20 protein-coding genes are annotated in these 26,021 nt (G+C 39.4%); 14 read left to right on the top strand and 6 right to left on the bottom strand.

The window, feature by feature from the left end; all coding sequences use genetic code 11:
- Positions 1-245 precede the first annotated feature (245 nt).
- Both AC6HZ4_RS21840 and AC6HZ4_RS21835 read left to right on the top strand, forming a co-directional pair.
- On the top strand, positions 246-1,439 hold the full coding sequence (locus AC6HZ4_RS21840) for an NAD(P)-dependent malic enzyme (RefSeq protein ID WP_497491881.1): 1,194 nt from the start codon (positions 246-248) through the stop codon (positions 1,437-1,439).
- A 208-nt stretch (positions 1,440-1,647) separates the two neighbouring features.
- Positions 1,648-2,400, top strand: a complete 753-nt coding sequence (locus AC6HZ4_RS21835) for a sulfite exporter TauE/SafE family protein (RefSeq protein WP_497491880.1) — start codon at positions 1,648-1,650, stop codon at positions 2,398-2,400.
- Between the two features lie 95 nt (positions 2,401-2,495).
- Here the strand turns inward: AC6HZ4_RS21835 and AC6HZ4_RS21830 are convergent, their stop codons facing one another.
- Entirely contained in the window at positions 2,496-3,122 is a 627-nt protein-coding gene (locus tag AC6HZ4_RS21830; protein ID WP_497491879.1) for an FMN-dependent NADH-azoreductase, read from the bottom strand.
- Between the two features lie 134 nt (positions 3,123-3,256).
- Complete coding sequence (locus AC6HZ4_RS21825) at positions 3,257-3,682, bottom strand: MarR family winged helix-turn-helix transcriptional regulator (protein WP_497491878.1); 426 nt, start codon at positions 3,680-3,682, stop codon at positions 3,257-3,259.
- A 224-nt stretch (positions 3,683-3,906) separates the two neighbouring features.
- Here AC6HZ4_RS21825 and AC6HZ4_RS21820 point away from each other — a divergent pair, with 224 nt between their 5' ends.
- Positions 3,907-4,764: a manganese catalase family protein gene (locus AC6HZ4_RS21820; RefSeq protein WP_497491877.1), complete on the top strand. Its 858-nt coding sequence runs from the start codon at positions 3,907-3,909 to the stop codon at positions 4,762-4,764.
- 328 nt (positions 4,765-5,092) lie between these two features.
- A complete protein-coding gene (locus AC6HZ4_RS21815; RefSeq protein WP_497491876.1) occupies positions 5,093-5,698 on the top strand; it encodes a DUF2238 domain-containing protein in 606 nt (201 codons plus the stop codon).
- Between the two features lie 75 nt (positions 5,699-5,773).
- Here the strand turns inward: AC6HZ4_RS21815 and AC6HZ4_RS21810 are convergent, their stop codons facing one another.
- The 3 genes from AC6HZ4_RS21810 to AC6HZ4_RS21800 form a co-directional block, all read right to left on the bottom strand.
- A complete protein-coding gene (locus AC6HZ4_RS21810) occupies positions 5,774-7,069 on the bottom strand; it encodes a hemolysin family protein (RefSeq protein WP_497491875.1) in 1,296 nt (431 codons plus the stop codon).
- 234 nt (positions 7,070-7,303) lie between these two features.
- Positions 7,304-8,137 carry an undecaprenyl-diphosphate phosphatase gene (locus tag AC6HZ4_RS21805; protein WP_497491873.1) on the bottom strand — a complete coding sequence of 278 codons (834 nt, stop codon included), beginning with the start codon at positions 8,135-8,137 and terminating at the stop codon, positions 7,304-7,306.
- A gap of 489 nt (positions 8,138-8,626) precedes the next feature.
- Positions 8,627-9,961 (bottom strand): amino acid permease, encoded by a 1,335-nt coding sequence (locus AC6HZ4_RS21800; RefSeq protein ID WP_497491871.1) that lies wholly within the window; start codon positions 9,959-9,961, stop codon positions 8,627-8,629.
- A 354-nt stretch (positions 9,962-10,315) separates the two neighbouring features.
- Here AC6HZ4_RS21800 and AC6HZ4_RS21795 point away from each other — a divergent pair, with 354 nt between their 5' ends.
- On the top strand, positions 10,316-10,978 hold the full coding sequence (locus tag AC6HZ4_RS21795) for a YwrJ family protein (protein ID WP_497491869.1): 663 nt from the start codon (positions 10,316-10,318) through the stop codon (positions 10,976-10,978).
- Positions 10,979-11,218: 240 nt separating this feature from the next.
- Positions 11,219-12,574: an arsenic transporter gene (locus AC6HZ4_RS21790; RefSeq protein WP_497491867.1), complete on the top strand. Its 1,356-nt coding sequence runs from the start codon at positions 11,219-11,221 to the stop codon at positions 12,572-12,574.
- Between the two features lie 1,020 nt (positions 12,575-13,594).
- Here the strand turns inward: AC6HZ4_RS21790 and AC6HZ4_RS21785 are convergent.
- Positions 13,595-13,882, bottom strand: a complete 288-nt coding sequence (locus AC6HZ4_RS21785; protein ID WP_497491865.1) for a hypothetical protein — start codon at positions 13,880-13,882, stop codon at positions 13,595-13,597.
- A gap of 283 nt (positions 13,883-14,165) precedes the next feature.
- Here AC6HZ4_RS21785 and AC6HZ4_RS21780 point away from each other — a divergent pair, with 283 nt between their 5' ends.
- From AC6HZ4_RS21780 to AC6HZ4_RS21745, 8 genes are all read left to right on the top strand, one after another.
- Positions 14,166-15,266 carry a CotH kinase family protein gene (locus tag AC6HZ4_RS21780; RefSeq protein ID WP_497491864.1) on the top strand — a complete coding sequence of 367 codons (1,101 nt, stop codon included), beginning with the start codon at positions 14,166-14,168 and terminating at the stop codon, positions 15,264-15,266.
- Positions 15,267-15,288: 22 nt separating this feature from the next.
- Positions 15,289-15,645 (top strand): SET domain-containing protein, encoded by a 357-nt coding sequence (locus AC6HZ4_RS21775; protein WP_497495802.1) that lies wholly within the window; start codon positions 15,289-15,291, stop codon positions 15,643-15,645.
- A gap of 404 nt (positions 15,646-16,049) precedes the next feature.
- The gene (locus AC6HZ4_RS21770; protein ID WP_497491863.1) at positions 16,050-16,649 is read left to right on the top strand and encodes a dienelactone hydrolase family protein; all 600 of its coding nucleotides are present in this window, start codon (positions 16,050-16,052) and stop codon (positions 16,647-16,649) included.
- Between the two features lie 867 nt (positions 16,650-17,516).
- Positions 17,517-18,407 carry a YitT family protein gene (locus AC6HZ4_RS21765; protein ID WP_497491862.1) on the top strand — a complete coding sequence of 297 codons (891 nt, stop codon included), beginning with the start codon at positions 17,517-17,519 and terminating at the stop codon, positions 18,405-18,407.
- A 737-nt stretch (positions 18,408-19,144) separates the two neighbouring features.
- On the top strand, positions 19,145-21,487 hold the full coding sequence (helD, locus tag AC6HZ4_RS21760) for an RNA polymerase recycling motor HelD (RefSeq protein ID WP_497491861.1): 2,343 nt from the start codon (positions 19,145-19,147) through the stop codon (positions 21,485-21,487).
- Between the two features lie 118 nt (positions 21,488-21,605).
- Positions 21,606-23,093 carry a DHA2 family efflux MFS transporter permease subunit gene (locus AC6HZ4_RS21755; RefSeq protein ID WP_497491860.1) on the top strand — a complete coding sequence of 496 codons (1,488 nt, stop codon included), beginning with the start codon at positions 21,606-21,608 and terminating at the stop codon, positions 23,091-23,093.
- A gap of 731 nt (positions 23,094-23,824) precedes the next feature.
- Positions 23,825-24,802 carry a ring-cleaving dioxygenase gene (locus AC6HZ4_RS21750; protein ID WP_497491859.1) on the top strand — a complete coding sequence of 326 codons (978 nt, stop codon included), beginning with the start codon at positions 23,825-23,827 and terminating at the stop codon, positions 24,800-24,802.
- 277 nt (positions 24,803-25,079) lie between these two features.
- On the top strand, positions 25,080-25,952 hold the full coding sequence (locus AC6HZ4_RS21745) for a LysR family transcriptional regulator (protein WP_497491858.1): 873 nt from the start codon (positions 25,080-25,082) through the stop codon (positions 25,950-25,952).
- Positions 25,953-26,021: the final 69 nt, after the last annotated feature.

The following is a 26,021-nucleotide window of genomic DNA, read 5'->3' as shown; positions in this document are numbered from 1 at the left end:
GCTGTTTTCGAAGATATTGTTGCGCTTTTGCATCTTGCCCAGCAGCACGTATAGAGCATTGTGAGAAGAGGCGGGAAGCCAGAAATGGGAGGTCGGCTGCAAGAGGCGAATAGCCTTTTGCTTGTATCGGAACACAATCTTTCATTCCAGCAGCAACAATTGTTTAGAAAAGAGCCTAAAGATAAGACAACAAGGATAAGACATCAAAGATAACCTTTCGCAGGATCGGAAGAGGAGAGAGTATAATGGGAAAGATAGAAGAACAAGCCCTGCAGCTTCATAAGGATTTAGTTGGGAAGATTGAGATTGTAAGCAAGGTAGAACTAAATTCTGCGTATGATTTAAGCCTTGCTTATACGCCAGGAGTAGCAGAATCATGTAAGGACATTGCAGAAAATAGCGAAGCCGTTTATGAACAAACAGCACGCGGTAATATGGTGGCAGTTGTAACGGATGGAACGGCTGTACTTGGATTAGGCGATATTGGTCCGATGGCTGCGATGCCTGTTATGGAAGGAAAATGCGCTTTATTTAAAAAATTTGCAGGTGTAGATGCGTTTCCGCTTTGTTTGGCAACGAAGGATGTAGATGAAATTGTTAATGTTGTAAAAGCGTTGGAGCCTACGTTTGGCGGCATTAATCTTGAAGATATCGCAGCGCCGCGTTGCTTTGAAATTGAAGAGCGTCTGCGCAAGGAGCTGGGTATCCCTGTATTTCACGATGATCAGCATGGAACGGCAATCGTGGTATTGTCGGCACTTTTAAATGCCCTTCGTGTTGTGAAAAAGGATATTACGGCAATCAAGCTTGTTATTAACGGAGCAGGCTCTGCCGGAATTGCTATTGCAAGGCTGCTATTGAAGGCAGGTGTAAAGCATATTTCACTTGTTAGTCTAGAAGGTATTGTATGCGAAGGGGAAGCATGGATGAATCCAGCGCAGGCGGAAATGACGAAGCTTACAAATAGAGAGAAGGTTCGAGGTACACTAAAGGATATTATTAGCGGTGCGGATGTATTCATCGGTGTTTCCGGTCCTGGCGCATTAACAGGGGAATTGGTGCAAACGATGAATCATGATGCGATTGTACTAGCTATGGCAAATCCAACACCGGAAATTTTTCCTGAGGAGGCGTTAGCAGCCGGGGCAAAGGTAGTGGGAACAGGACGTTCGGATTATCCAAACCAAGTAAACAACGTGCTGGCATTTCCGGGAATTTTCCGCGGCGCACTTGATGTACGTGCAACGGATGTAACAGAGGAAATGAAGCTGGCAGCCGCTTATGCGATTGCAAATATTATTTCTGATGAAGAGCTAAGTCCAACCTATATTATTCCTAACCCGCTTGATGAGCGTGTTGTTCCGGCTGTTGCAAAAGCGGTAGCAAAGGCAGCGATTGCAGCGGGAGTGGCGCATGCTTCCAAGCGTGTACAGCACTAATCTATGATAAAGGAAGCCGTGCGAACGGTTTATAGAAAGAAAAGCCTTGAGGGATTAGAAAAATCACTCAGGGCTTTTTGTCTGCAAATAGTTGAAGGAATATCAGTTTTTGGGAAAATAACAAAAGGTAATACTTATCTAGGTAAGTAATGCAGAAAACAATTTAGCAAGGGATGCTTCATAGGTTCTTGCACAGGGGGGAATACACTTGGCAATTGCATTAACAATGTTTGCGATGGGGATTTTATTAGGATTTGTCGGAGCGGGAGGAGCTGGCTTTATTATTGCGCTCTTAACTGTTCTTTTCGGGGTTCCTATTCATACTGCTTTAGGAACCTCGTTAGCGGCGATGGCCTTTACGACGATGTCGGGAGCTTATAGTCATTTTCGGCAAGGTAATATTTCGCTCAAAACCGGCTTGCTTACTGGCGTATTTGGAGCTGTTGGCTCTTATATTGGCTCTCAAACAGCCGGATGGATTCCGGTGCATTCCTTACATTGGTTAACAGCAGGAATGCTGTTTCTATCTGCTGTCGTTCTTTTGATTCGTTTGTTTATTGTACAAAAAAGGTTTGAAAATCGTAAAACGGAAACCGTACATGTCCCATGGATCCTTCCAAAAGCAGTACTAGTAGGAACCGTATCAGGAATATTAGCCGGCACTTTCGGAATTGGCTCGGCTCCATTTATTCAAATCGGGCTTCTCACTGTGCTGGGCCTCTCGATTAAACAATCCGTAGGAACGACAATGCTAGTCATTTTGCCGATAGCGTTTGCTGGCGGGATTGGCTATTATACTGAAGGATACTTAGACGTTGTCCTGCTGCTTCAGGTATTGATAGGAACGATGACTGGTTCTTATATTGGGGCAAGGTTTACGAATTATGCCCCGCAAGGCCTGCTAAAGAGCGCAATGGTTCTTACACCGATTACTGCGGCAGCAATTATGCTTATTAGCTAAGACATGTGATAATCTGTATCGTAAAAAATAAAAGATATAATAGTTAGCAAAAATCCCCTCAGCTTCAGCGAGGGGATTTCTCATAGTTTTTGAGATTAAAATGCAACTGCAGCATCCGCAGCCTTTTGGATTCCTTCTGCAATAATTTCCGCTGCTTTGTCAGGGAATTGATTGTGGCCTTCGACAATAATAGTTGTGATATCTTGTACGCCCCAGAAGCCTAAAATTGTTTGAACATATTTTACGGACATTTCTACTGCTTGTGCCGGCCCTTCAGAATATACGCCGCCTCTTGCATTTAAAAGTGCAACCTTTTTGTTAGTTAAGAGACCAACCGGGCCTTCTGCTGTATAGCTGAACGTTTTGCCTGCTTGGCTGAGATAATCAAGATAGGTATGCAGTACTGCAGGAACAGTGAAGTTCCAAAGCGGGAATGCAAATACAACCTTGTCAGCTGCTAGGAATTGATTTAAGTATTTGTTTACAAGATCTGTTGCTGCTTGCTCTTCTGCTGTTAGCTCCATGCCTTTAGCAAGTTTAAACATACCATTGATTTTATCTGTATCATAGTACGGCAGGTTCTCTGCGAATAAATCAAGCTCTGCCACTTCGTCCTGTGGATGTGCTTCTTTATAGCTTGCTAGGAATGCCTCGTACAGTTTAACGCTAACAGCTTGTTCTGCTGGGCGGGAGTTTGCTTTTACAAATAATACGTTTGCCATTATCTTTCCTCCTAATTACTTATCAAATATTTTGGTTGTTGTAGCAACTAATATATGAAGCTGCATTTACGGGATTGATTGTATCACGCTTATAGTTGTTACAGCAACTATAATGCTTCAGAATGCGCTGAAGGTTATTTCACATTCGCGCGCATTTTAGTCAAAATTCTTCTTAGCTCCTTTAATTCTTCATCCGTGATTCCATTACAAATGAGATCCTGAAATTCCTCGGCAATGGGAATAACAGAATCGCCAAGCTCTTTTCCTTTTGGGGTGAGGTATACTTCTAACGAGCGGCGATCATGCTGATTTACGGCTCTTCGAATAAACCCCTTTTCCTCTAGATTAGCGACCATACGGGCAATATTTGTTTTGTCTTTATCTAATTTTTCAGCAATTTCATTTTGTGTTAAGCCATCCTGCTCCCAAAGAAGCATCATAATCAGATTTTGTTCAGGAGCAATGTTAAAAGGAGCAAGTCTATCCTTTACACAGTTTGTAAGAGCTAGGTCTGTTTGGTGAATAAAAATACTAATATAATCGCCTAAAGATAATTTCATGTAGATCCCTCGCAGTTCAGTGCTGTACGCATTATATGTAGAAGAATTGATATTGTCAATCATTAGGAAGAGTTACACATGGAACAAATAATGAGATAACGGTATATATAGAATCCCCTTTTCTTTAAGATAAATAAACACCATAAATTTTTGGGAGAATAAATTTGTAAATCGTGTAAATTCTAAACAAGGTAATTTCATTTTACGAAGGCGAGGCATTCTTTATGTATTATTACAAGGAAGAACTTATTAATATAATTAAGCCGGACAAGCCAGATCCGGCAGCTGCTAAAGTATTGCAGGAGACGCTCGGCGGACAGTTTGGAGAAATGCGGACAATGATGCAATACTTTTTTCAAAGCTCTAACTTTAGAGGAAAGAAAAAGGCATATCGCGACTTAATTCGGGGAGTGTTCCTAGAAGAAATCAGTCATGTCGAGCTTGTACAAAGTACAATCAATCAACTGCTGAATGATTCCGGCGCCTCTTCAGAAGTAGGGGCTGGCGGTGTGGACGGTGCGCCGCTTGATGAAGCAATTAAGCATGCGAATCCGCATCACTTTATTGTGGGAGCGCAAAGCTCGCTTCCTGTAGATGCGGCCGGAAATCCATGGAATGGGTCATGGGTATACAATCACGGCAATTTAATTGCTGATCTTATGAATAATCTTATCCTCGAATCTACAGGAGTGCTTCAAAAAACAAGAATTTACGAGATGAGCTCAAACCAAACACTTCGCGAAACACTTGGTTTTCTCATTGTGCGTGACAATGCGCACCAAAACGCATTTGCGAAAGCATTAGAAACATTAGGTGTTGAATGGGCGAAACTCTTACCGGTGCCGAATTATGATATCAATAAGTACCCAGAATGCAGAAAGTATGTAGAAATGGGCTTCCATAATGCACAATTTAACTTTAGATTAGATGAAACAAAAATCGGTGAGATTTTTCAAGGGCAGACTCCAAGCAGAAATGGAGGAATGCTATCTGTAATAGAACCGCCAAAGGGCTTCCCAGTTCCTGAGCTTCCGGAGATGCCGAATGAGCATAGCCCTGGATTGCGGGATATGGATTTTTAGTGGATTTGAGCTTTCAATAGGATATGCAGCCTCTAATTTTAGCTGGAGGCTTTTTTATTTTATCATCTTATACATATGAATAGCTCTCATCCATCCTTAGTATAATAGAAATATATCGGTTGCCGAGCTTCCTATAATTCTCGTAGATGAATAGTATTTTTATTCTTGTCTTATGAAGGAGAGTAATATGTTAACATTTCATCTATTTAGAAGGATGATGTAAAATAGGAGTGCTTTGATACGTTAATCTATGAAAAATTGTTCTCTCATGAAAAGGCAAAACTGTAGTGTATTATCATTGAGGATATGATGTTAAGGAGAAATAACCTTGTCAAAACAAACTTATGTTAGTATATTGCTAGTTGGATTTTTTATTTGTCTTGCACTTTCAGCCATTCGCCCGCATGATTATTTCACATGGTTTTTGGAGGTGCTGCCAGGTATTTTTTTGGTGCTTGTTCTTATAGGGACCTATCGTTCATTTCAGTTTACAAGCATGACGTATACATTTATATGGCTGCATATGCTCATTTTGGTGATTGGTGGACATTATACATATGCAGAAGTACCGTTATTCAACTGGGTACGGGATGAGTGGGGATTAGATCGAAACTATTATGACCGCCTTGGGCATTTTGCACAAGGGTTTGTACCAGCGTTGATGGCAAGAGAAGTACTGTGGAGGCATGTTGGTGTTACGAAGCACGGCTGGCTAGCTGTGCTTGTTGTTTCTGTTTGTTTAGCATTCAGCGCTTCTTATGAATTGCTGGAATTTTTGGTTGCTAGGCTGACCGGGACGGCGGCTGAAGCATTTCTTGGTACACAAGGAGATGTGTGGGATACACAATGGGATATGACACTGGCACTCATTGGGGCTATTACAGCACTGTTTTTTGGCAGCATGCAAGACAAAGCGATGGAGAAACAGAGCTAAGCGAAGTTGTTTTGCTGACTGTTTTACCTTCATAATCAGAAAAAAGCAATTCCCTTTGTGAGGAAATTGCTTTTTTTACATCCGATTAACTTTTACCCTCGTAATTCGTCGATTTTGTACCTTTTCCACTTGAAATTGTATACCGTTATATTCGATGATCGAGACGGCATCCTTATCTGGAATATGTCCGAGCTGACCGATTAAAAATCCGCTTAATGTATCATAATCCTGTGTAGGCAGATTAACTTTGAGTACATCTTCAACCTCATACAGGTTAACTAGACCATTTATTAAAAAGGAGTTTTCCTCGAGCATTTTAATTTCCTGCTGTTCCTCTGGTTCATCGTGCTCATCGAAGATATTGCCGACGATTTCCTCAATTAAATCTTCAATTGTAATAAGACCGTACGTTCCGCCATATTCATCAATGACGATTGCGATATGAACTTTATCCTTCTGCAAGTCTCGAAATGCTTTGTCCGTACTTTTCGATGCCGGAAGGAAGTACGGTGTCCGTAGTACTTCCTTCAGGTTAAATTCCCTCTTGCATAGCTTTTCGATACGTGGAATGATATCTTTTACGTGCAGGATGCCAATAATATTATCTAAGCTATTTTCATATATTGGAAATCTTGTATATTTTTCTGTATTCATGATTGTTAGAATTTCATCTAAGGTAGCCTGTATCGGGATGCCAACGATATTTGTTCTGTGCGTCATTAAATCTGAAACTGTTTTGTTGTTAAACTCAAAGATATTGTTAATCATCATTTTTTCTGTCGGTTGAATTGTACCTTTTTCCTCGCCTACATCAATCATCATACGAATTTCTTCCTCTGTGATTTCTTCTTGCTTCGCATTCGGATCGACCCCAAAGAGGCGAACGATTATGTTTGTGGAGAGCGTTAATAATTTTACAAAGGGAGCCGAGAGCTTAGAGAGTATCGTTAAAGGGATGACGGCAAGCATCGAAATGGATTCCGCTTTTTGCATGGCCAAACGCTTTGGAACCAATTCACCTAACACTAATGTAAAATAGGAGAGAAATACAGTGATGGCGATAACCGATATTGTTTCAAGAATATTTTTGGGGAAAGGTACGCCGATTTGAACAAGAAGAGCAGCTAATTGCTCTGCAAAGCTTCCCGCGGCAAAGGCACTCGCCATAAAACCAGCAAGGGTAATCCCGATTTGAATTGTTGCAAGGAAGCTGCTCGGCTCACTGAGTAAATTGCGAAGCATCTTCGCCTTTTTATCACCAGCTTCTGCCATGTATTTTACTTTATTGTCATTTAAAGAAATAAGTGCAATTTCCGATGCTGCAAAAAAAGCATTGAGGAAAATCAGTAAAACTAATATCGCTATTTCCATAGGTGGCGAATCTCCTCCAAACCATTTTTCTTCATTATATCATTATACAGTAAGGGAAGTATTTGAAAAAAAGGGGATAATTGGATCGTAATAATTGTAAATGATATTTACTTGTGGTTTCCTGTCGATTTTTATTATGTTCTTTCTATAGCTTATTTCGGAATCTTATCCATGTTTAATGGAAAAGGCTTGATCAGAAGCACGCATGCGGTGCTTTTGATCAAGCCCATTCCATTAAAAATAAACAATATAGATGATAACTGCCAAAACAATCCGATATATTGCAAACGGCAGGAGTTTAATTTTGTTGATCAGCTTCAAGAAGAAGCGTATCGAGATTAACGCGAATACAAAGGCACTTAGAAAGCCTGCGATAAAAAACGGCAGTGTGTCGATCGTGAAATATTGCCAGTTTTTCAATAATGATAGAAAGCTTGCACCGCACATAATAGGAACAGCCATGATAAAGGTAAAATCAGCCGCTGCGCGGTGGCTCATTCCAAGCAAGACACCTCCGGAAATCGTTGAACCTGATCGAGAGAATCCAGGCCACAAGGAGAGGCATTGAAAAAGTCCGATTGCGAATGCTTGCTTGTAGGTAATTTGGTCAACACTTTGGACCTTTGGTTCCTTACCACCCAATCGGTCTGCAAGAATCATAAAGATAGCGCCGAGAACTAAACCGATTAAAACAGTAGCAGTTGAAAACAAATATTCATCAATATAGTCTTCAGTTAATACCCCTAAAATGCCAGCGGGAATTAGTCCTACAAGGACCTGTGTGAGCTTAAGGCGCTGCGGCTGGAGAACCGTTGATCCTTTTTGGCGGCGTCCTAATCCCAGCAGGTCAATAAAGCGGTCCTTAAAGACAACTACAACAGCTAATATCGAACCGAGCTGAATAACAACCTTAAACGTATTTGCAACATATTTTGTTAAAAATTGTTCCGATTGCAGCCACATATCGTCAACGATTATCATGTGGCCCGTTGAAGAAACAGGCGCAAATTCCGTTACTCCTTCTACAATCCCTAAAATGATAGCCTTTAAAATCGTAAGAAAATCCATTTTGTTCAACTTCCCCTTAATTCATTAGATTCGTGCTTGTATGAAGCTCGTACATTCTGGCGTCAAATGAAAAGGTACGAGAGTGCATATAATAAAAATGACGAGCGCAGCTATGTAGTACATGGATAGAAGTAATTATGTAAAGTGCCGAGTTATTTGTCATCTTTTACAGCATTCCAATGTTCCTTTTCGTATTGCACCTCATTGTATTGTATCAAATATTGGCAAAAAGCCAATGGAATTCTAGATTTGTATTTTAATTTTTACAATTCTAGATGAACTAGCTCCTTTTTCTTGTATAAATTTAAATGTTTGTCTAGTTAGATTAATAGGATATTTTTGGTAAATGGATATGAAAAAAGTTAAGTAATGTAATCTAAGAAAGCTATAGAATGGGGGCATAGAAAAAGCCGCTTTACACGGCTTTTAAGAACATTATAAAAGAATTTCCCCTCCTTCGGCTTTTGCGGCAGATAGGAGGGGCGCAGCTTACATCTGTCTCTTTCTTCCAAGCAGAACGGATAAGAGAGATAAAAGAACCAGAATACTGATGCATATAATAGAGTTAATGATATTACCCTTGAATAGAAAAAAGACAAAAATAGTAGCTAAGGCTGCTGCCGCGAATAATGTGCTATATGGAAACAGCCATAAGCGAAAATAAGGAGTGCTAGGATATTGCTTACGCAGCTTCAATTGAGCAAGGCAGATGCTTGTCCAAATAAACAAAATCGTAAAGCCCGGAATGGACATTAAGTATGAAAAAACATGCTCCGGCGTAAGGTAAGCAATAAGAGCTCCAATGAATAAAGCAATGCCGCTGACAATAATTCCCCAAATAGGAACACCTCGCTTTGTTACAAAAGAGAATACAGCGGGAGCTTCTTTATTTTGTGCCAGAGAGTATAACACGCGGGACGTAGCGTACATTCCTGAATTTGCAGCAGATAGTAAAGCAGTCAATAATACAAAGTTCATAATATGGGAAGCGCCCTGCAGTCCGGTTGCAGAGAAGACTTGAACGAAAGGGCTGCCTTTTGCCCCGATTTCATCCCAAGGAATAAGTCCGCAAATGACAAGAATAGGTAATGTGTAGAACAAAATCACGCGGAACATGGTTCCTTTGATAACCTTCGGGAGCGTTTGCTCCATATGTTTCATTTCTGTTACGGTCAAGCCGATTAATTCTGAGCCTCCAAAGGAGAAAACTACGATTAAGAGAGCTGCAAAGACACCTTCCCATCCTTTTGGAAGGAATCCGCCGTGATTTGTATAGTTCTCAAAATAGACAGCTTCCTGATTGGGGAAGAGGCCGAATAATAGAGCAGACCCAATGACAATAAATAAAATGAGCGTAATGATTTTGATACCTGCAAGCCAAAACTCTATTTCTCCATACATTTTGACGCTGATTAAATTAACTGACAGAATGAACATCGTACATATTAAACTGAGCAGCCATAATGGAGCGGCTGGGAGCCAGTATTGCAAAAAGCTTGCTGCTGCCAATACCTCGACAATAATAACCAAAATCCAGTTCACCCAGTAGAGCCAACCAATGACAAAGGAGAATCGAGAACCGAAAGCCTTTTGGATCATTCCTTGAATGTTTAAACCGGGATAAGCAATTGCCATTTCTGCTAAAGCAGTCATGACAATTAAAAGCAGAAATCCTGTAAACAAATACGAAACAACAATACCGGGTCCGGCGGCTGAAATTGTATCTGAGCTGCCTTTAAAAATACCTGTTCCAATCATTCCGCCCATGGCGATAAGCTGGACGTGACGCGGCTGCAGTCCGCGTTGTAGGTTTTGTTTTTCCATATAAATCCCACCTTTTGTAGTAATGAAAATCTAGCTATGCAGGTATTGAAATGACAATGAAAAATCCCCGCTGATAACAGCAGGGACGAAAAGACTTTACGGCACCACCTGAAGTATGAATAAAATTCCATATTTTATTGCTTTTTCATATAATTTATTCTGCTATAATATCTGATTTTGATTATAAGGATAGATTTTGAAGGTTGTCAAGGTTTTACATTTCTTCTTTCTAGCGGCGAGATATATAGGTATGGATTTTCGAGCATATCATCTTATGTAAATTTGTTTTCTAAAATGTGCTGTTCATGTATATAATGTATTACAATCCTATGTTCAGCGCGGGGAGGTTTTTTCTTGAGCATTACAGCTTTATGCGGAAAGCAAGTGGATGTAGTCATATCAGGAAACGCCTTTTTTCAAGGAACACTCATTGAGAATGGGAAAGATATTCTTGTATTGTTTAATGGGCAAAGATTTGTATATATCCCTTTATTGCATGTTCATAGGATTAATTTAAGTCCGGTTATAAACGATGATTTCAATGCCCCCAGTGAAGTCTCTTTAACGCAAGATGTGGAATCCATTTCCTACCGTACAATTTTAATAAATGCAAAGGGACTCTTTACTGAAATTTATGTTACAGGAAACATATCCCTGCATGGATATGTTATGGGCGTTCGCAATGACTATTTTGCTTTTTACTCTCCTGTTTACAAAATGATGTTGATTTCCTTGCATCATCTAAAATGGCTGATTCCGTATAATCTAAAAACGCCTCCGTATACTCTTAGTAAGGAAAAGCTTCCGGTTATCCCAGCAACTACCCCATTGCTTCGTTCATTTGAAGAACAAGTAAAGAAGTGGGAAGGGGAGCTTGTAGTTTTTGATATGGGAGAAGACCCGGCGAAGATCGGGTTAGTAAAGAAAGTTAGTGATGCTATTATTGAGCTTGTGGTCGCAGGGGGCGAGACGGTATATTTAAAGCTTTCCCATATTAAGTCTGCTCATGTACCATAACGTACAAAGAGGCCTTACTTATAACAATAAGGCCTCTTTTTTGTTCATTGTTTACATATGGTTGGAGAGTATCTACATGATTTTAAAGATAAAGCATAATGGACAAGTGTACATGTTGAGCTTATTGGGTCTATTGTCTATCTCTATTTTCGTAGAGTTGCATATACATAAGTATAAGGAAAATCGGACAAGCAAATACTAAGTTATTTGCAATTCCAGAAAGGAAGGGATAATACAACAATGGATATTCATATCATAATTTCAGTGCTGGTATTCCTTGTAACCACAACGGTCATATTCTGGAGACCAAAGGGAATGAGCGAAGCGTGGCCGGCTACAATTGGTGCAACGATTATTTTATTAACTGGGGTTGTATCCCGTGATGATATTCTAGATATTCTACAAAAAATTGGCGGCGCCTCGATTACCATTATCGCAACGATTGTTATGGCAGTTATACTAGAAAGCTTCGGCTTTTTCCACTGGTCGGCTGCACGGCTTGCAAGCTTAGCGAAGGGTTCAGGTTACCGTTTATATTGGTACATTCAGTTATTGTGTTTTTTGATGACACTTTTATTTAATAATGATGGCAGTATCTTAATCACTACTCCTATTTTAATTTTACTCCTCAAAAATCTTCAGCTAAAACCACATCAGCAAATTCCATACCTTTTAACCGGAGCATTAATTGCCACAGCTTCAAGTACCCCGATTGGTGTAAGTAATATTGTTAACTTAATTGCATTGAAAATTCTTCACATGACTCTTTACATGCAGACTGCGATGATGTTTGTTCCATCAGCATTAGGCTTACTATTTATGTCCTGGTTAATGTATGTAGTAGTAAAACAGAAACTTCCTAAGCAATTGCCAAATTCAGCATATGACATTGAACAAATGTTTTTTACGAAAAACTTTCATCCATTAAAAGGGCATCTTTTAGTTGAAACGAAACGTCAACGTACAAAATTTATGTTAAAGATTTTACTGTTTGTTTTTCTCATGCGCTGCTCCCTGTTTGTAGCATCTTTTTTCTCGATCCCAATTGAATTTGTCGCAGTGCTTGGCTCACTCATTTTGCTTATCTGGCGATGGTACCACTTACGTACAAATCCTATTGATATATTGAAAAAAACGCCTTGGCATATCTTTATTTTCGCTTTTTCCATGTATGTGCTCATTTATGGTCTGCATAACTCAGGACTAACAAAACTCCTTGTGGAAATATGTGAACCGATTGTACAGCAGGGAGTATTCGAGGCAAGCTTTATCATGGGAGGATTAATCTCTATTTTATCTAACCTGTTTAATAACCATCCAGCTTTGTTGATTGGAACTATTACGTTAACAGAGATGAACCTCGATCTTATCACATTAAAGACTATGTATCTTGCAAGTATTATTGGAAGTGACGTAGGATCATTGTTACTGCCTATCGGGACACTCGCTTCCTTAATATGGATGCATATCTTAAAACAGAATAAAATCAAAGTGAAATGGAAGGATTATTTAAGCGTATCCTTGATTGTAATTCCAATAACAGTAATCGTAATGTTACTCTTGTTATATAACTGGCTGCAAATATTTTTTGTATAATAATAGATTCGGAGTAAATAAAGCATGGAACTATTTTGGATATTAAAAGGATACTGCACTGCCCTTTAAGAGGAGGAATTTTGATTCAGGATTGTTCGCATAAAGTAGACAATTTATAAGCTAAAAAGCTGTCACTTCCTCATATTTTCTGCTTTCTGAGAGTTCGGAAAATGGAGGAAGAACGTTCGTGCATGGAGACTTTGTTTTTACGAACTTCTTGTCTAATCTGCACCCGGATCTCAACACGAGAAAATTACTTGCTTTATAGCAGTTTTGCAGATGTTCTTCTATCCATTTCCTCCTTTTCCTTTAACAAATAAGTGAGTGCAGAAAGGAATTTCCTTTGTGTACACAGGAGACAATATGTTCATATAAAAATATAAAGAATCTTAGATGTTATTTTATTGATTGTCACTACTACAGGTTCAATATTAGCGGTAATTCTGATCCCAAAGTGTATTTCAATACGGGAAATATATCCTATTTCTTTATTAGTCAGTATCCGTTAGATACTTTGGTGCACTTGTATTTGTTATATTACATACCCCTCTTTTTATGTATGAAATTAATATGGAACCAAGGATTTTTTTAATTAATAGATTCGAAGCTGCCTCTTTATACTTAGGAATGTCCTAAAAAGAATAGGAATTAAAGAAAGAATATAAAATGGACCATCAGAGAAATCTTTGATTTTACTGATGGTCCATTTTTTATATGATTTCAAAAGAAGGTATTGTACCCCTTTTGAGTCAGAACTAACTGAGACGATGGAAGGACTTGAATAACATCGCTTATAAAGAAACGATTCTATTCTGATTCTATTCTATGCTAGGATTCAAAGGTTTGGAGCAGCCAAACAAATCATACTTACACACCAGAGCTAACCGGCTTATCATATACACCGCTCCGTGTAAAGTAGATGCTCTAACTGGAAGGAAAGTGTTCAGTTCAATTGAGCAAAATTTGTTTATACGCGATTAGAGGTAATAACCAGTACCCGTGCCGCCAACATCTTTTCTGTTACCTTTTCTTTCCATGCGACTTTCCATGTTTCTTTCCATGCGACTTTCCATGTTTCTTTCCAGGTGATTTTCCAGGCGATTTTCCTGGTTTCTTTCCATGTTTCTTTCCAGGTGATTTTCCAGGTGATTTTCCTGGTTTCTTTCCTGGTTTCTTTCCAGGTGATTTCCCTGGTTTCTTTCCAGATGATTTCCCCGATCCCTTTGCCTCTGGGTCTTGCTTTAAGAACTCATCAAGTCCCAATTTCTTTACTTCCTCAACTAACTCGAGTATTTGAGTTTTCCCCATGTATAGAGCCACCTTTCAATATATCTCATTAAAGTTTAAAGCATTGTATTTTATGTAAATCTATTTTCATTTGTTCCAGGTTCTGCACGTTAGGAAGGGATAAATTTCCAGTACGGGAAGTCATTAGATGTTGTAAAAAATTTTACGTATAAGGCAGAAGTGCCATTACACCTCTGTCTTCACGTAATGGCTCGCTAATCGACGAGTTTTATTTATTGAATTAATTATCAATTGCATCCCCTCCCTCATATGATGATATGGAAAAAGAGGGGGGGATGGTATTATGCAGAATGATGTTATGCAGCAGGATGCTTTATCTACAATTAGTATTTTTATTGAACCCAAGCGCCTTAAAGTACTGAAAAGCAATGTATGGAACGAGGAACCTATTGCTTCTAAACTGGTAATAGACAACATCCCTTACAAAATAGGTATTACTTATCGTGGGGATCACACACGCAAATTCCGCAAAAAATCGTATAGGATTGACTTTGGCAAATACAACGAGACATTTGAAGGGCGTGAACTTCACCTTAATGCTGAGTATCGTGATCCTTCATTAATGCGAAACAAGCTATCCTTTGATTTTTTTCAGGTCATTGGGGGTATTTCACCTGATAGCAAGCATATTTTTGTGGAAATTAACGGAAATCCTATGGGTATTTATTTACAGCTTGAATCAGTCGATGATTTGTTTTTACATAAAAGGCAGCTTCCGTATGGTCCTATCTTTTATGCATCGAATCACCATGCCAATTTTTCTTTATTAACTCCAAAGCATAAGCCGAAATCTTCCCTTCTATCCGGGTATGAGCGGAAATTAGGGAATGATGAGGATAATCTTGACTTAGAAATGTTTATATGTAAAGTGAATACGATTCCACGCAGTGATTTTGGCAAAGAAATTATAAAGTACATGGATGTTAAAAAATATTTGCTGTGGCTATGCGGTGTGATTTGTACGCATAACTATGATGCTTTCACTCACAATTACGCCTTGTATCGAAATGGGGAAACGGGATTGTATGAGATCATTCCTTGGGATTACGATGCAACATGGGGCAGGGACTGTAATGGAGACATTATGGAATATGATTATGTTTCAATTAAAGGCTATAATACCCTTACTGCACGTCTTCTTGATGTAAAGGATATCCGCCAGCAATACCGTCTTCTCCTTGAAGAAATTTTGGAAACTTCGTTTACAGCTGCAGCTTTAGAACCAAGGATTGCAAATCTCCACAAGCAATTGCGACCCTATCTATCTTTAGATCCTTATAAAAAGAAGTCTATCGATATGTTTGATAATGAACCAGATTTGATTCTTCGTTTCATTTCAGATCGCAATAGCTATCTACGAAGTCATCTTAAGGATTTGATATAAAGGAGGTGATACTTTGATTAGTGTGAAAAATACAGAGAAATATGGTCGAGGGATATTTGCAACACGTGCCATCAAGAAGGATGAATTTATTGAGGAAGCACCTGTAATCATTATCCCTAAAACAGAATGGGATCTAATGAGGGAGAGCATTCTTTTAAACTATATTTTCCATTGGGGAGAGAATGAAGCTATTGCTTTAGGGTATGGTTCTTTATACAATCACTCCTACACGCCTAATGCGAGGTATATTACGAATATTGAAAACGGATCGATTGACTTCTATGCCATGGAGGATATTCAGGAGGGAGAAGAAATTACGGTCAACTACAATGGCGATCCTGAGAGTCAATCTCCGTTATGGTTTGAAGTCATTGAGTGAAAGGCGATGTCATGCTCTGGGATCAATTCTCAGAGTATTTATGTTTATTCGCGCTCTTTTAGCCAATTGGTAATACAGCTAAAGAGGGACTTAAGAAAACCTTGTTCAACCTGCTTACTGTAAATGTTACCTCCATACGAGTAAACCTTCCCTTCATTATTAGATGAGTAATCTACCTCCAGTATATCACCTGAAAATTACCATAAACAGTGGTGTCTCATAGGAATGTTTTTATTTATTGTTCTTTACTAACTTTGTCATGTGCTACACTTAAAGTAACGGATGCTTTACTTCAAAAAGGAGTAAGGCTTTTTTATTGAATAACGTGCAGGTAGTTGAAGAAGGAAGGATATAATATTGTATTAAATTACCTAATGGGCGAGTCGGTTCAGGAGAGGTGCAAAATGATTAAATTAGTACACAACAAGTCTGATGCTGTAATCATTGTAATCCACGAAATTTATGGAATTAACCAACATATGAAGAGTTTTTGTGAATTATTATCAGAACAGAATTTTGATGTTATTTGTCCAAATTTATTAGAACGTGATACTCCTTTTGATTATTCTCAAGAGGAAATTGCTTATCATAATTTTATGGAGAACGTGGGTTTCGATAACGCTTTACATAAAATAAAAGATGTATTGTTAGAGGTTAAAAATGAATATAAAAAGATATTTATCGTTGGATTTAGTGTAGGAGCAACAGTTGCTTGGTTATGTAGTAAGGAAGAATCTATCGATGGAATAGTTGGATACTATGGTTCACGTATTAGGAATTATGCAACAATCTCACCTCAATCTCCTGTAATGCTATTCTTTCCGCAAGAAGAACAATCATTTAATGTGGACAATTTAATTTCAACTTTAGATAAAAATGCTGTCAAGATATATAAATTCAACGGTAAACATGGATTTAGTGACTCGTACTCTTCAAAATATAATGTAAAATCAGCACAAAAAGCATTTAGCCAAATGATGAATTTTTTTTCAAAATATGATTGAACCTAAACTGGGGGATAGCTAGATTTCAATTTTTTATCTTTCTAGTACTTTATGCTGAAAACTGCATATAAAACGACAGTAAGCGGCCTTGTTCATCCTTTTAGGAATCACAAGGCCGCTTACATTATTTCTTCATTCATTATGCTGAAATCCTTTCAATGGTTTTATATTAGGAAGATCACCCCATAGCTAGAGAGTTTTTCTAAAAACGACTTCTATGCCCCGGCCTATGTGCTGTACGCCTTCGCCTTACTCGCTCCACTGGAATCACCTTTCCTTCGTTTGACTTATTTTTCCTCCTGTCCGCTGTACTGTTCGCTGCTTAAGTGGTATCACCTTCTTTTCTAAGGTAGTAGGTATTGCTTGTACTTATCATACAAAAAATGTCGGGTTTTGTAAATACTAAAAATTATAAATTTTCTAAAAAATTTGACTAATTTGTGAACTGGTAATGGAAATAAATTTATAATGCTGCTGTATTGGCATAAACATTCTGCTGTCGGAAGGCATTATTTTTTGACGCAGGGCATTCTTGACATATAGAAACTATGTGAAGTGCTAAACGAATTATACATAATTTCATTTCTTTTGCGTACTCCTCTAGTATAGGGCATACGTAAATATAGGGTTTAATCCTCACTATTTAAGTCGGAAAAGTAGGGGAAATCTGTTATAATAAAAAAGATGAGATAATTGTTACAGTTTGATGTATTCTATTGTCAGTGTTATAGTATTACTTTGTCTGTCTGATAAATATTAGATATGTATAGAAGTTGGATAGACATTACATTCATTTGGTTGGAAGCCCTGTAATTTTGCAGAAAGCATTTCATGTATACACAAAAGGAGCGGAAGGGGGAATTCTGCATGGAACTAGCAGAACAGATTAAACAGAAGGTTGAACACAAAAAATTGACGAAAGCCGGTATGGTCAAAAGGGCGCTTTTAATCGCTATAGGAGCTATATTGATGGCGGTGGGGCTTGAAATCTTCTTAATTCCCAATCATGTAATTGATGGGGGCATTACAGGGATTTCGATTATGCTGTCTCACCTAACAGGTGTAAACTTAGGGATGTTTCTTTTCCTGCTGAATCTTCCGTTTTTCTTTCTTGGACGGAAGCAAATTGGGACAACATTCGCTGTTTCTACATTATTTGGGATCATTGTTCTCTCAATTGCTACATCTCTGTTGCATCCAGTGCCGGGACTAACAGAGGATGTATTGCTCGCCACAGTGTTTGGAGGAATTATCCTTGGCACTGGTGTAGGATTGGTTATCCGAAACGGAGGATCATTGGATGGAACAGAAATTATGGCTATTCTGTTCAATAGAAGGCTGCCATTCTCTGTTGGTGAAATTATCATGTTTTTTAATATTTTTATTTTAGGCGCTGCCGGCTTCGTGTTCGGATGGGACCGGGCTATGTACTCCCTTATGGCATACTTCATTGCCTTTAAGACGATCGATGTTGTAATTTTAGGGCTTGATGAATCCAAGTCGGCTTGGATTATTAGCGAACGGCATAAGGAGATTGGGGATGTCATTCTAGCACGCTTGGGCCGCGGTGTTACGTATTTAAATGGCGAGGGTGCTTATACGGGAGAGGATAAGAAGGTGATTTTTGTTGTCATTACCCGTTTGGAGGAATCCAAGCTGAAATCCATTGTGGAGGATATTGATCCATCAGCATTTTTTGCGGTTGCCAACATCTCTGAGGTGCGGGGAGGACGTTTTAAGAAGAAGGATATCCATTAGGACAAAGAGGCGGCATGAAGCCTCTAGGGCTAAACGTATGTTAGCTGGAGAAAATAAAACGAGCTGCACTTGTTAAACATACTATAATTAGAAGAGGATACTATGTCCAATATAGGGCGTATATCCTCTTTTTTCTTACGCGATATACCCCATAAAACTTATAAATTTATACGTTTTTAGTGTTTTAATTAAAAGTGAATAGAATCAGGATTCATATATATTTGTTATTTTAGGTACTTAAACAACAAGTAGAGAAAAATTTGTGAAACACTTCGCTTAAACTAAAGGGTAGCGTTAGTTCAGTAAGAACTAAGTAATTTTAGGATTGAGACCATATTTTCGTTATTCCATTAAAGGGAGCTTTAATGGAGTAACGAAAAAAAGCCCAATTTCTTAATATTAATGCTAAGAAATTGGGCTTTTTAATATTGGAATTTCCTTAACGTGGTAAATCCGTATTTTCCTGACGCTACCACTAAATGATCGTATATTTGGATATTATTTTTTGTAAGTTATTTGTCTTGTAAAATAGGGTTTTTCTTCCTTTAAATTTGCAGCAATTATGATCCATCATAGCGATGGTCGTGTAAATACATTGATAAAAATGAGGAACTATGATAAATTTATATAGATACACCGTGAATTGGTTTTTGATTATAATATACCTATTTTAATTATATATCATAAAACCCTTTTCAGTCAACCCCTATTTTTATTTTTTTAAAGGAGTGTTTGATATGAACGTGGAACTTCGCCAGGAGCAAGAACGAGTAAACAGCGTAATGGAGACAATTACAGAGCAAATCAATAGATTGGAGGGCGAAACTTCCAGGCGTCGGATGGAGATTGTGAATATCCGCAAACACTTTTGGGATGAAGTAAAGGTTAATATTGATACCTTCGACGATTATCTTGAGACGATCATCGGCTTGAGACAAGAGACTCAAGCTCTGTCCGTAAGCCAAAGCACCCATAGACATGCATCTAAGAGATTATCTGCGCTGCGGCGTATGCAAGAGGTGCCCTATTTTGGTAGAATCGATTTCATTGAAGAAGGAACTTCAACTGCGGAACGAATCTATATCGGCATCTCTACGCTCACGGATACAAGCGGAGAAAATTTCCTTATTTACGACTGGAGGGCTCCGGTCTCGAGTATCTACTACGACTACCAGCCTGGTCTCGCCAAGTATGCTGCACCTGGAGGTGTCATCCATGGCGTACTGGAGAAAAAGTGGCAATATCTCATCCGCGGCGGCATTATCCAATCCATGTTCGATACCAGTCTCACTATTGGTGACGAGATTTTACAGCAGGTGCTTGGTAAAGGTACAGACAAACATATGCACAATATAGTAGCCACCATTCAACAGGAGCAAAACCGGATCATCCGGCACGATCGCGGGCGGATGCTCATTGTACACGGCGCTGCTGGCAGCGGTAAAACATCGGCTGCCCTGCAGCGGATTGCTTATTTACTCTATAAATATCGAGATATGCTGAATGCCGATCAAATCATTCTTTTTTCGCCTAATTCGATGTTTAATAGTTACGTTTCCAATGTGTTGCCAGAACTCGGCGAAGAGAATATGCAGCAGGTCACATTTCAGCAATACTTGGACCATCGGCTGAAAAGCGAGTTTCAAGTTGAGAATCCTTACGATCAATTGGAATATGTTTTGACTGCAGTGGATAACCCATTATACGGAATAAGGATTGCGAGTATCCGATTCAAGGCTACCACTCGTTTTTTTGAGGCGATCAAATCATACAGGGAGTCGCTGGAATCATCCGGAATGGTATTCAAAGGGATTATCTTCAGAGGAAAAACAATTGTAACTGCTAAGCAAATCGCGGAAAAGTTTTATAGCAGCGACACCTCGCTTCGCTTTCATAGCAGACTTGAAAAATTGAAGGATTGGCTAATTAAGCAAATAGATGAAGCCGAGAAGCTCGAACGGACTAAGCCATGGGTACAGGAGGAAATCGAACTGCTTAGCAATGAGGATTACCATAAGGCATATACCTACTTAGCGGAAAAACGCGGCTTTAAAGGAGAGTCGATTCATGATTATGAAATCGAGCCTGAAGCGTTAGCCCGCTTGATTGTTCGTCAGAAGTTAAAGCCGTTGCGAAAATGGATCAAGGCGTTTCGTTTCGTCAACATTAAGGGAATATACAAGCAGTTTTTTATCGATCCCGTCCAGATCAAACAGTGGATGGACCGGGAAGCACCCGAGGAGTGGCCGGATATTTGCCTATTGACTGTGAAAATGCTGGACGAAGGTAAACTATTTTACGAAGATGCTACTCCGTTTTTACTGATGAAAGAGCTGATTCAAGGCTTTCAGACGAACAGCTCGATCAAACATGTACTTGTAGACGAGGCGCAAGATTATTCTCCGTTTCAATTCGAGTTTTTGAAACGTTTGTTTCCTTCGGCAAGAATGACCGTGCTCGGTGACTTTAACCAAGCAATATTCGCCCATGCCAGCGAAATGGTCAACTTCCACACGCTTACTGGCTTATTCGGTCCGGATGAAACGGTTGCGATCAACTTGACCCGCAGCTACAGGTCCACAAGACCGATCGTCGAATTTACACGCGGACTCGTACCTGACGGCGAACGGATTACCGCTTTTGAACGCGATGGCGAGAGGCCTATATTGATGCAACTGTCCAATCGCGCTGAATTGCATCGCTCCATAGCTTCCAAAGTTGCAGACTTACGAAAACGGCAGTATAGCACAATAGCGGTTATATGCAAATCTGCAGTGGAAAGCACCGCTGCATACGATTCCTTGAGCGGCATCGAAGAAATTAAGCTCGTGAAGAGTGGATCGACTGAATACGAGCAAGGCGTTGTCGTCATGCCGGCGTATTTGGCCAAAGGTATCGAATTCGACGCGGTTATCATTTATGACGCATCTGCACAAGTATACGGTGATGAGAGCTTGCGCAGATTGTTCTACACCGCCTGTACCCGGGCTATGCATTACTTGCAGCTTTACAGTGTAGGCGAACCGAGCCCTTTTTTGCGCAATGTTCCACCGGAGAGTTTACTTCTGAGCTTGACTTAACACGGAATGCACAGCCACGCCAATTGTTCTGAACTGACGATTATATCGTTGATACTTTCCTAATGTTGATGTAACCATATTTTAATTAGGTATTTTGTAAATCGAAAGGAGAAAGAATTTGAAAAATCAAAATGAAACGACTCAAGACGGAGGGACATTTGGGAGCAGAGGCAACTTTTTGTTGGTCATGATTATGATTCTAGGTGTGTTTGTAGCCATTTTGAATGAAACGCTACTTAACGTAGCATTGCCGAAAATTATGAATGACTTCGGAATCGCGCCGAGTACCGCGCAATGGTTGACAACTGGATATCTACTAGTTATTGGTGTGCTTATACCAGTCACCGCTTATTTAATTCAGCGGTTCACGACAAGAAGCTTGTTCCTTGGAGCTATGGGCTTGTTTACGGTGGGGACATTTGTAGCGGCTATTGCACCAGGGATCGAAGTGCTTTTGGTCGGAAGGCTGCTTCAAGCGGCGGGTACCGGGCTGCTCTTTCCTTTACTAACCAATGTGGTATTCTCCATCGTTCCTATTGAAAAAAGGGGTTCGGCAATGGGGACAATTGGAATTGTCATTACTTTTGCTCCAGCGATTGGACCTACTCTATCAGGGATCATTGTAGAGCATTTCAGTTGGAGGGTTCTCTTTTACGGCGTTCTGCCGATCGCACTGTTTGTTATTATATTTGCATATGTGATGCTCAAAAACGTGACGGAGACGACTAACCCGAAGATTGATCCGATATCGCTTCTACTTTCAACCTTAGGCTTTGGGGGGATTGTGTATGGATTCAGCAGTTCTGGTGAAGGACATGGGGGTTGGTCGAGCAATGAAGTCCTAGTTCCAATTGCAATCGGCGTTGTTTCTTTAGTCCTGTTTACTTGGAGGCAATTGACGATTTCACAACCGTTGCTAGATTTAAGAACATTTAAATACAACATTTTTAGGATGTCGACGCTGATTATGATGATTGTCATGATGGCGATGTTTTCAGCGATGATGTTGTTGCCGATTTTTCTCCAGAATGCGTTAGGTTACAGTCCGTTGGAGGCAGGTTTGATCATGTTGCCAGGCGGTATTGTCATGGGGATAATGTCACCAATTACAGGCCGATTATTTGATAAATTTGGTGCCAAGTGGCTTGCGCTTATCGGATTGGGGTTGATAGCAAATACGCTGTGGCAATTTGCCCTTATCACATTGTCAACACCCTACAGCACGATTATGATTTTCAATACGCTATTAATGTTGGGGATTTCAATGGTCATGATGCCGATCATGACCAATGCTTTGAACGAATTGCCGCCTCCATTATATCCACACGGTACGGCTATTATCAGTACTCTCCAGCAGGTGGCTGGCGCTGTCGGGACAGCATTACTTGTATCAATCATGACCAATAGTTCTACTCGTTTTATGGAAAAAACGGTGATTAAGGAAGATGAGTCTACCTTACAAATTCTAGCGATGATTGCTGGAATGAAAAGCGCGTTCTTACTTGCATTCGGACTAGTAGCCATCGCATGGATAGTTTCATTATTTATAAAACGGTCCGTTCCACACGAAAAGAAATTGAAAATAAAGCAGGGTGCTACGAACTAACAAAGAGTTAACTCATTGTCAGGGTAGGCTGAAGACAGTTATTAACTTCATTGGAAAATTAGCTACAAAGGATAATTATTCTTTGAGCAATCAAAAGTTGTTTTAGCGGCCTTGATTATGGACATTGGGAGAAATTCACAAGTAGTGGCTTGCGTCAGGTATTCCAGAAAAGGGCGCGATTGTTGAGGAGTAATCCTAATAAATAGGCTGTTAACATATTAGTCATGTATAATATGTTAACAGCCTATATTTTTTGTTTTTTTAATTTAAGTCTTGATAATAGGTGATAGTTCGTTTTATTTTATGTTCCATAAGGGCTTGTCTGAGAGTATGTTAAGGATATACAAGGGTCTTGAAGTTTTTGCGCTGAGGCTTCAAAAACAAATATAACCTTAATAAAAGAAGTGCACCTCTTCGTATGGAATGGAGGTAGCAAGCAAATGATTAAAAGAGTAGAGCGGATTGGAATTATGGCCTTTCACATGGATGAATCTATTCAACTTTTTGAACTACCCGCCACCTACTCGCTAACGCTCCTTTCCCGCAAGGGGACTTCCTTCGCTCGAAGGAAGGGTGGGTCTCGCCTATTTTTTGATAAAGCTCTTTTTCATTTTAAATATACATAAGAGTCATTTGAATTTACATCTTCAAGTAAACGATTTATGTTTATATGCAGCAAGAGCCTATTTTGAAAAATAACCGCCATTTATGGTTCAATTGGAGGAGTTTAAATGAACGGACTAAAAGGAATACATCACGTAACAGCCATTACAAGCAGTGCTGAAAAAAACTATGAGTTTTTCACTTATGTTCTAGGAATGCGTTTGGTCAAAAAAACTGTAAATCAAGATGATATCCAAACCTATCATTTATTTTTTGCAGATGACACAGGCAGCCCAGGAACAGACATGACCTTCTTCGATTTCCCTGGCATTCCAAAAGGATTCCACGGTACGAACGAGATCTCCAAAACATCCTTCCGTGTACCCAGTGATGCGGCCTTAGAGTATTGGGTAAAGCGTTTTGACCGTCTAGAAGTAAAGCATACTGGAATCAAAGAGCAATTTGGCAAAAAGACTCTTTCCTTCGTTGATTTCGATGATCAACAATATCAATTGATTTCGGATGAATTCAACAAGGGGGTTGCTTCAGGTACACCATGGCAAAAAGGGCCGATCCCGTTAGAATATGCAATTACTGGATTAGGGCCTATTTTTATTCGTATTGCGGACTTTGATTACTTTAAAGAAATGCTGGAAAAGGTGCTATTATTTAAGGAAATCGCTAAAGAAGGGGCATTCCATTTATTTGAAGTTGATGAGGGCGGGAATGGTGCACAGATTGTTGTAGAACATAACGTTATTCTTCCTCAAGGGCGACAAGGCTTTGGTACGGTTCATCATGCAGCATTCCGTGTTGAAGACCGCGCCGTTTTAGAAGAATGGATTCAACGCATGCAAAGCTTCGGATTCCAAACATCAGGGTATGTAGATCGATACTTTTTTCAGTCGTTGTACGCCAGGGTTGCACCACAAATTTTATTTGAGTTTGCGACGGATGGTCCAGGGTTTATGGGGGATGAGCCTTATGAAACGCTTGGGGAAAAATTATCCTTACCTCCATTCTTAGAACCAAAGCGTGAACAAATTGAGAAGCTAGTTCGCCCGATTGATACAGTAAGAAGTACAAAAGAATTCATTAAGGAATAAATATAATAATATTATTCTTTGGATTTCCAGCCTTTGAAGATGGATTTGTGGAGGGATGTGCTGCAAAGCCTAATGAAGTGCAAGAAATCTTTCAGGTGAATGAAAAGAGTCAACAGGTTGTTGGCTCTTTTTGCTATGTTTAAAGGATCGTTACGGTTTCTTGAAAAAGAAATGGAGCTTTTTGCAGTTCATTCCTTTCTTTTGTATTTATGTGATAATGTTTCTGTATAGAGATTATTATTAACATAGCAATAGCAGTGTCAAGGAGGGAAAGCTAATGGATGAACGAGATTGGCTTATCTTAAAGGTTCTTTATGAAAAAAAGAATATCACGAAAACCGCTCAAAGTTTATATATCTCGCAGCCATCATTAACGAAAAGAATCCAGCAAATGGAGAAAGAGTTTAAGCTAACGATCGTCCAACGAGGAACAAGAGGGGTTCAATTCACACCTCAAGGGGAATATCTAGCTAAGTGTGCCAATGAGATGTTGGAACGTCTGCGTCAGATTAAGGAAACGGCACTTAATATGGATGAAGAGGTTTGTGGAACCCTGCGGTTAGGGGTTTCTAATTATATTACGAGGCACAAGCTGCCACGTCTTTTAAAGCTTTTCTGTGAACAATTCCCAAAGGTGAATTGTAAAGTCACAACAGGATGGAGCCGAGAAGTATTTAACCTTGTGTATAATCAGGATGTTCATATCAGCATTGTACGCGGGGATTACCATTGGGCAGAATCCAAATTGCTTCTCTTTGAGGAAAACATCTGTATCACATCAAAGGAAAAGATTGAACTTGGGGATTTGCCTTCACTGCCAAGAATCGAATATGAAACGGATACTTTACTAAAGGCAATGATTGATAATTGGTGGAGCGGGACATTTTCACAGCCTCCATTAATCGGGATGGAGGTGGACAAGGTCGATACTTGCAAAGAGATGGTTATGAACGGTTTAGGGTATGGAATTCTTCCTAGTGTTGCTGTTGAGGATCATCAAGACCTATATCGAATCGATTTGAAAGACAAAAAAGGGAATCCCCTTGTAAGAAAAACGTGGATGTTTTATCACCAAAAATCACTTGAAATGAAGGTAGTCAAAGAGTTTGTCCAATTTGTTGAAAAATTAGATTTTAAACAAGATATTTAAAGAAAGCGTGGATCAATGCCCACGCTTTTTATATGTTATCATTCCTTTTTTGTATACATATCAATACGT

This window comes from Ectobacillus sp. OTK (assembly GCF_059698935.1).
The sequence above is the reverse complement of the archived record's forward strand: the minus strand, read 5'-3'. Positions and strand labels throughout refer to the sequence as shown.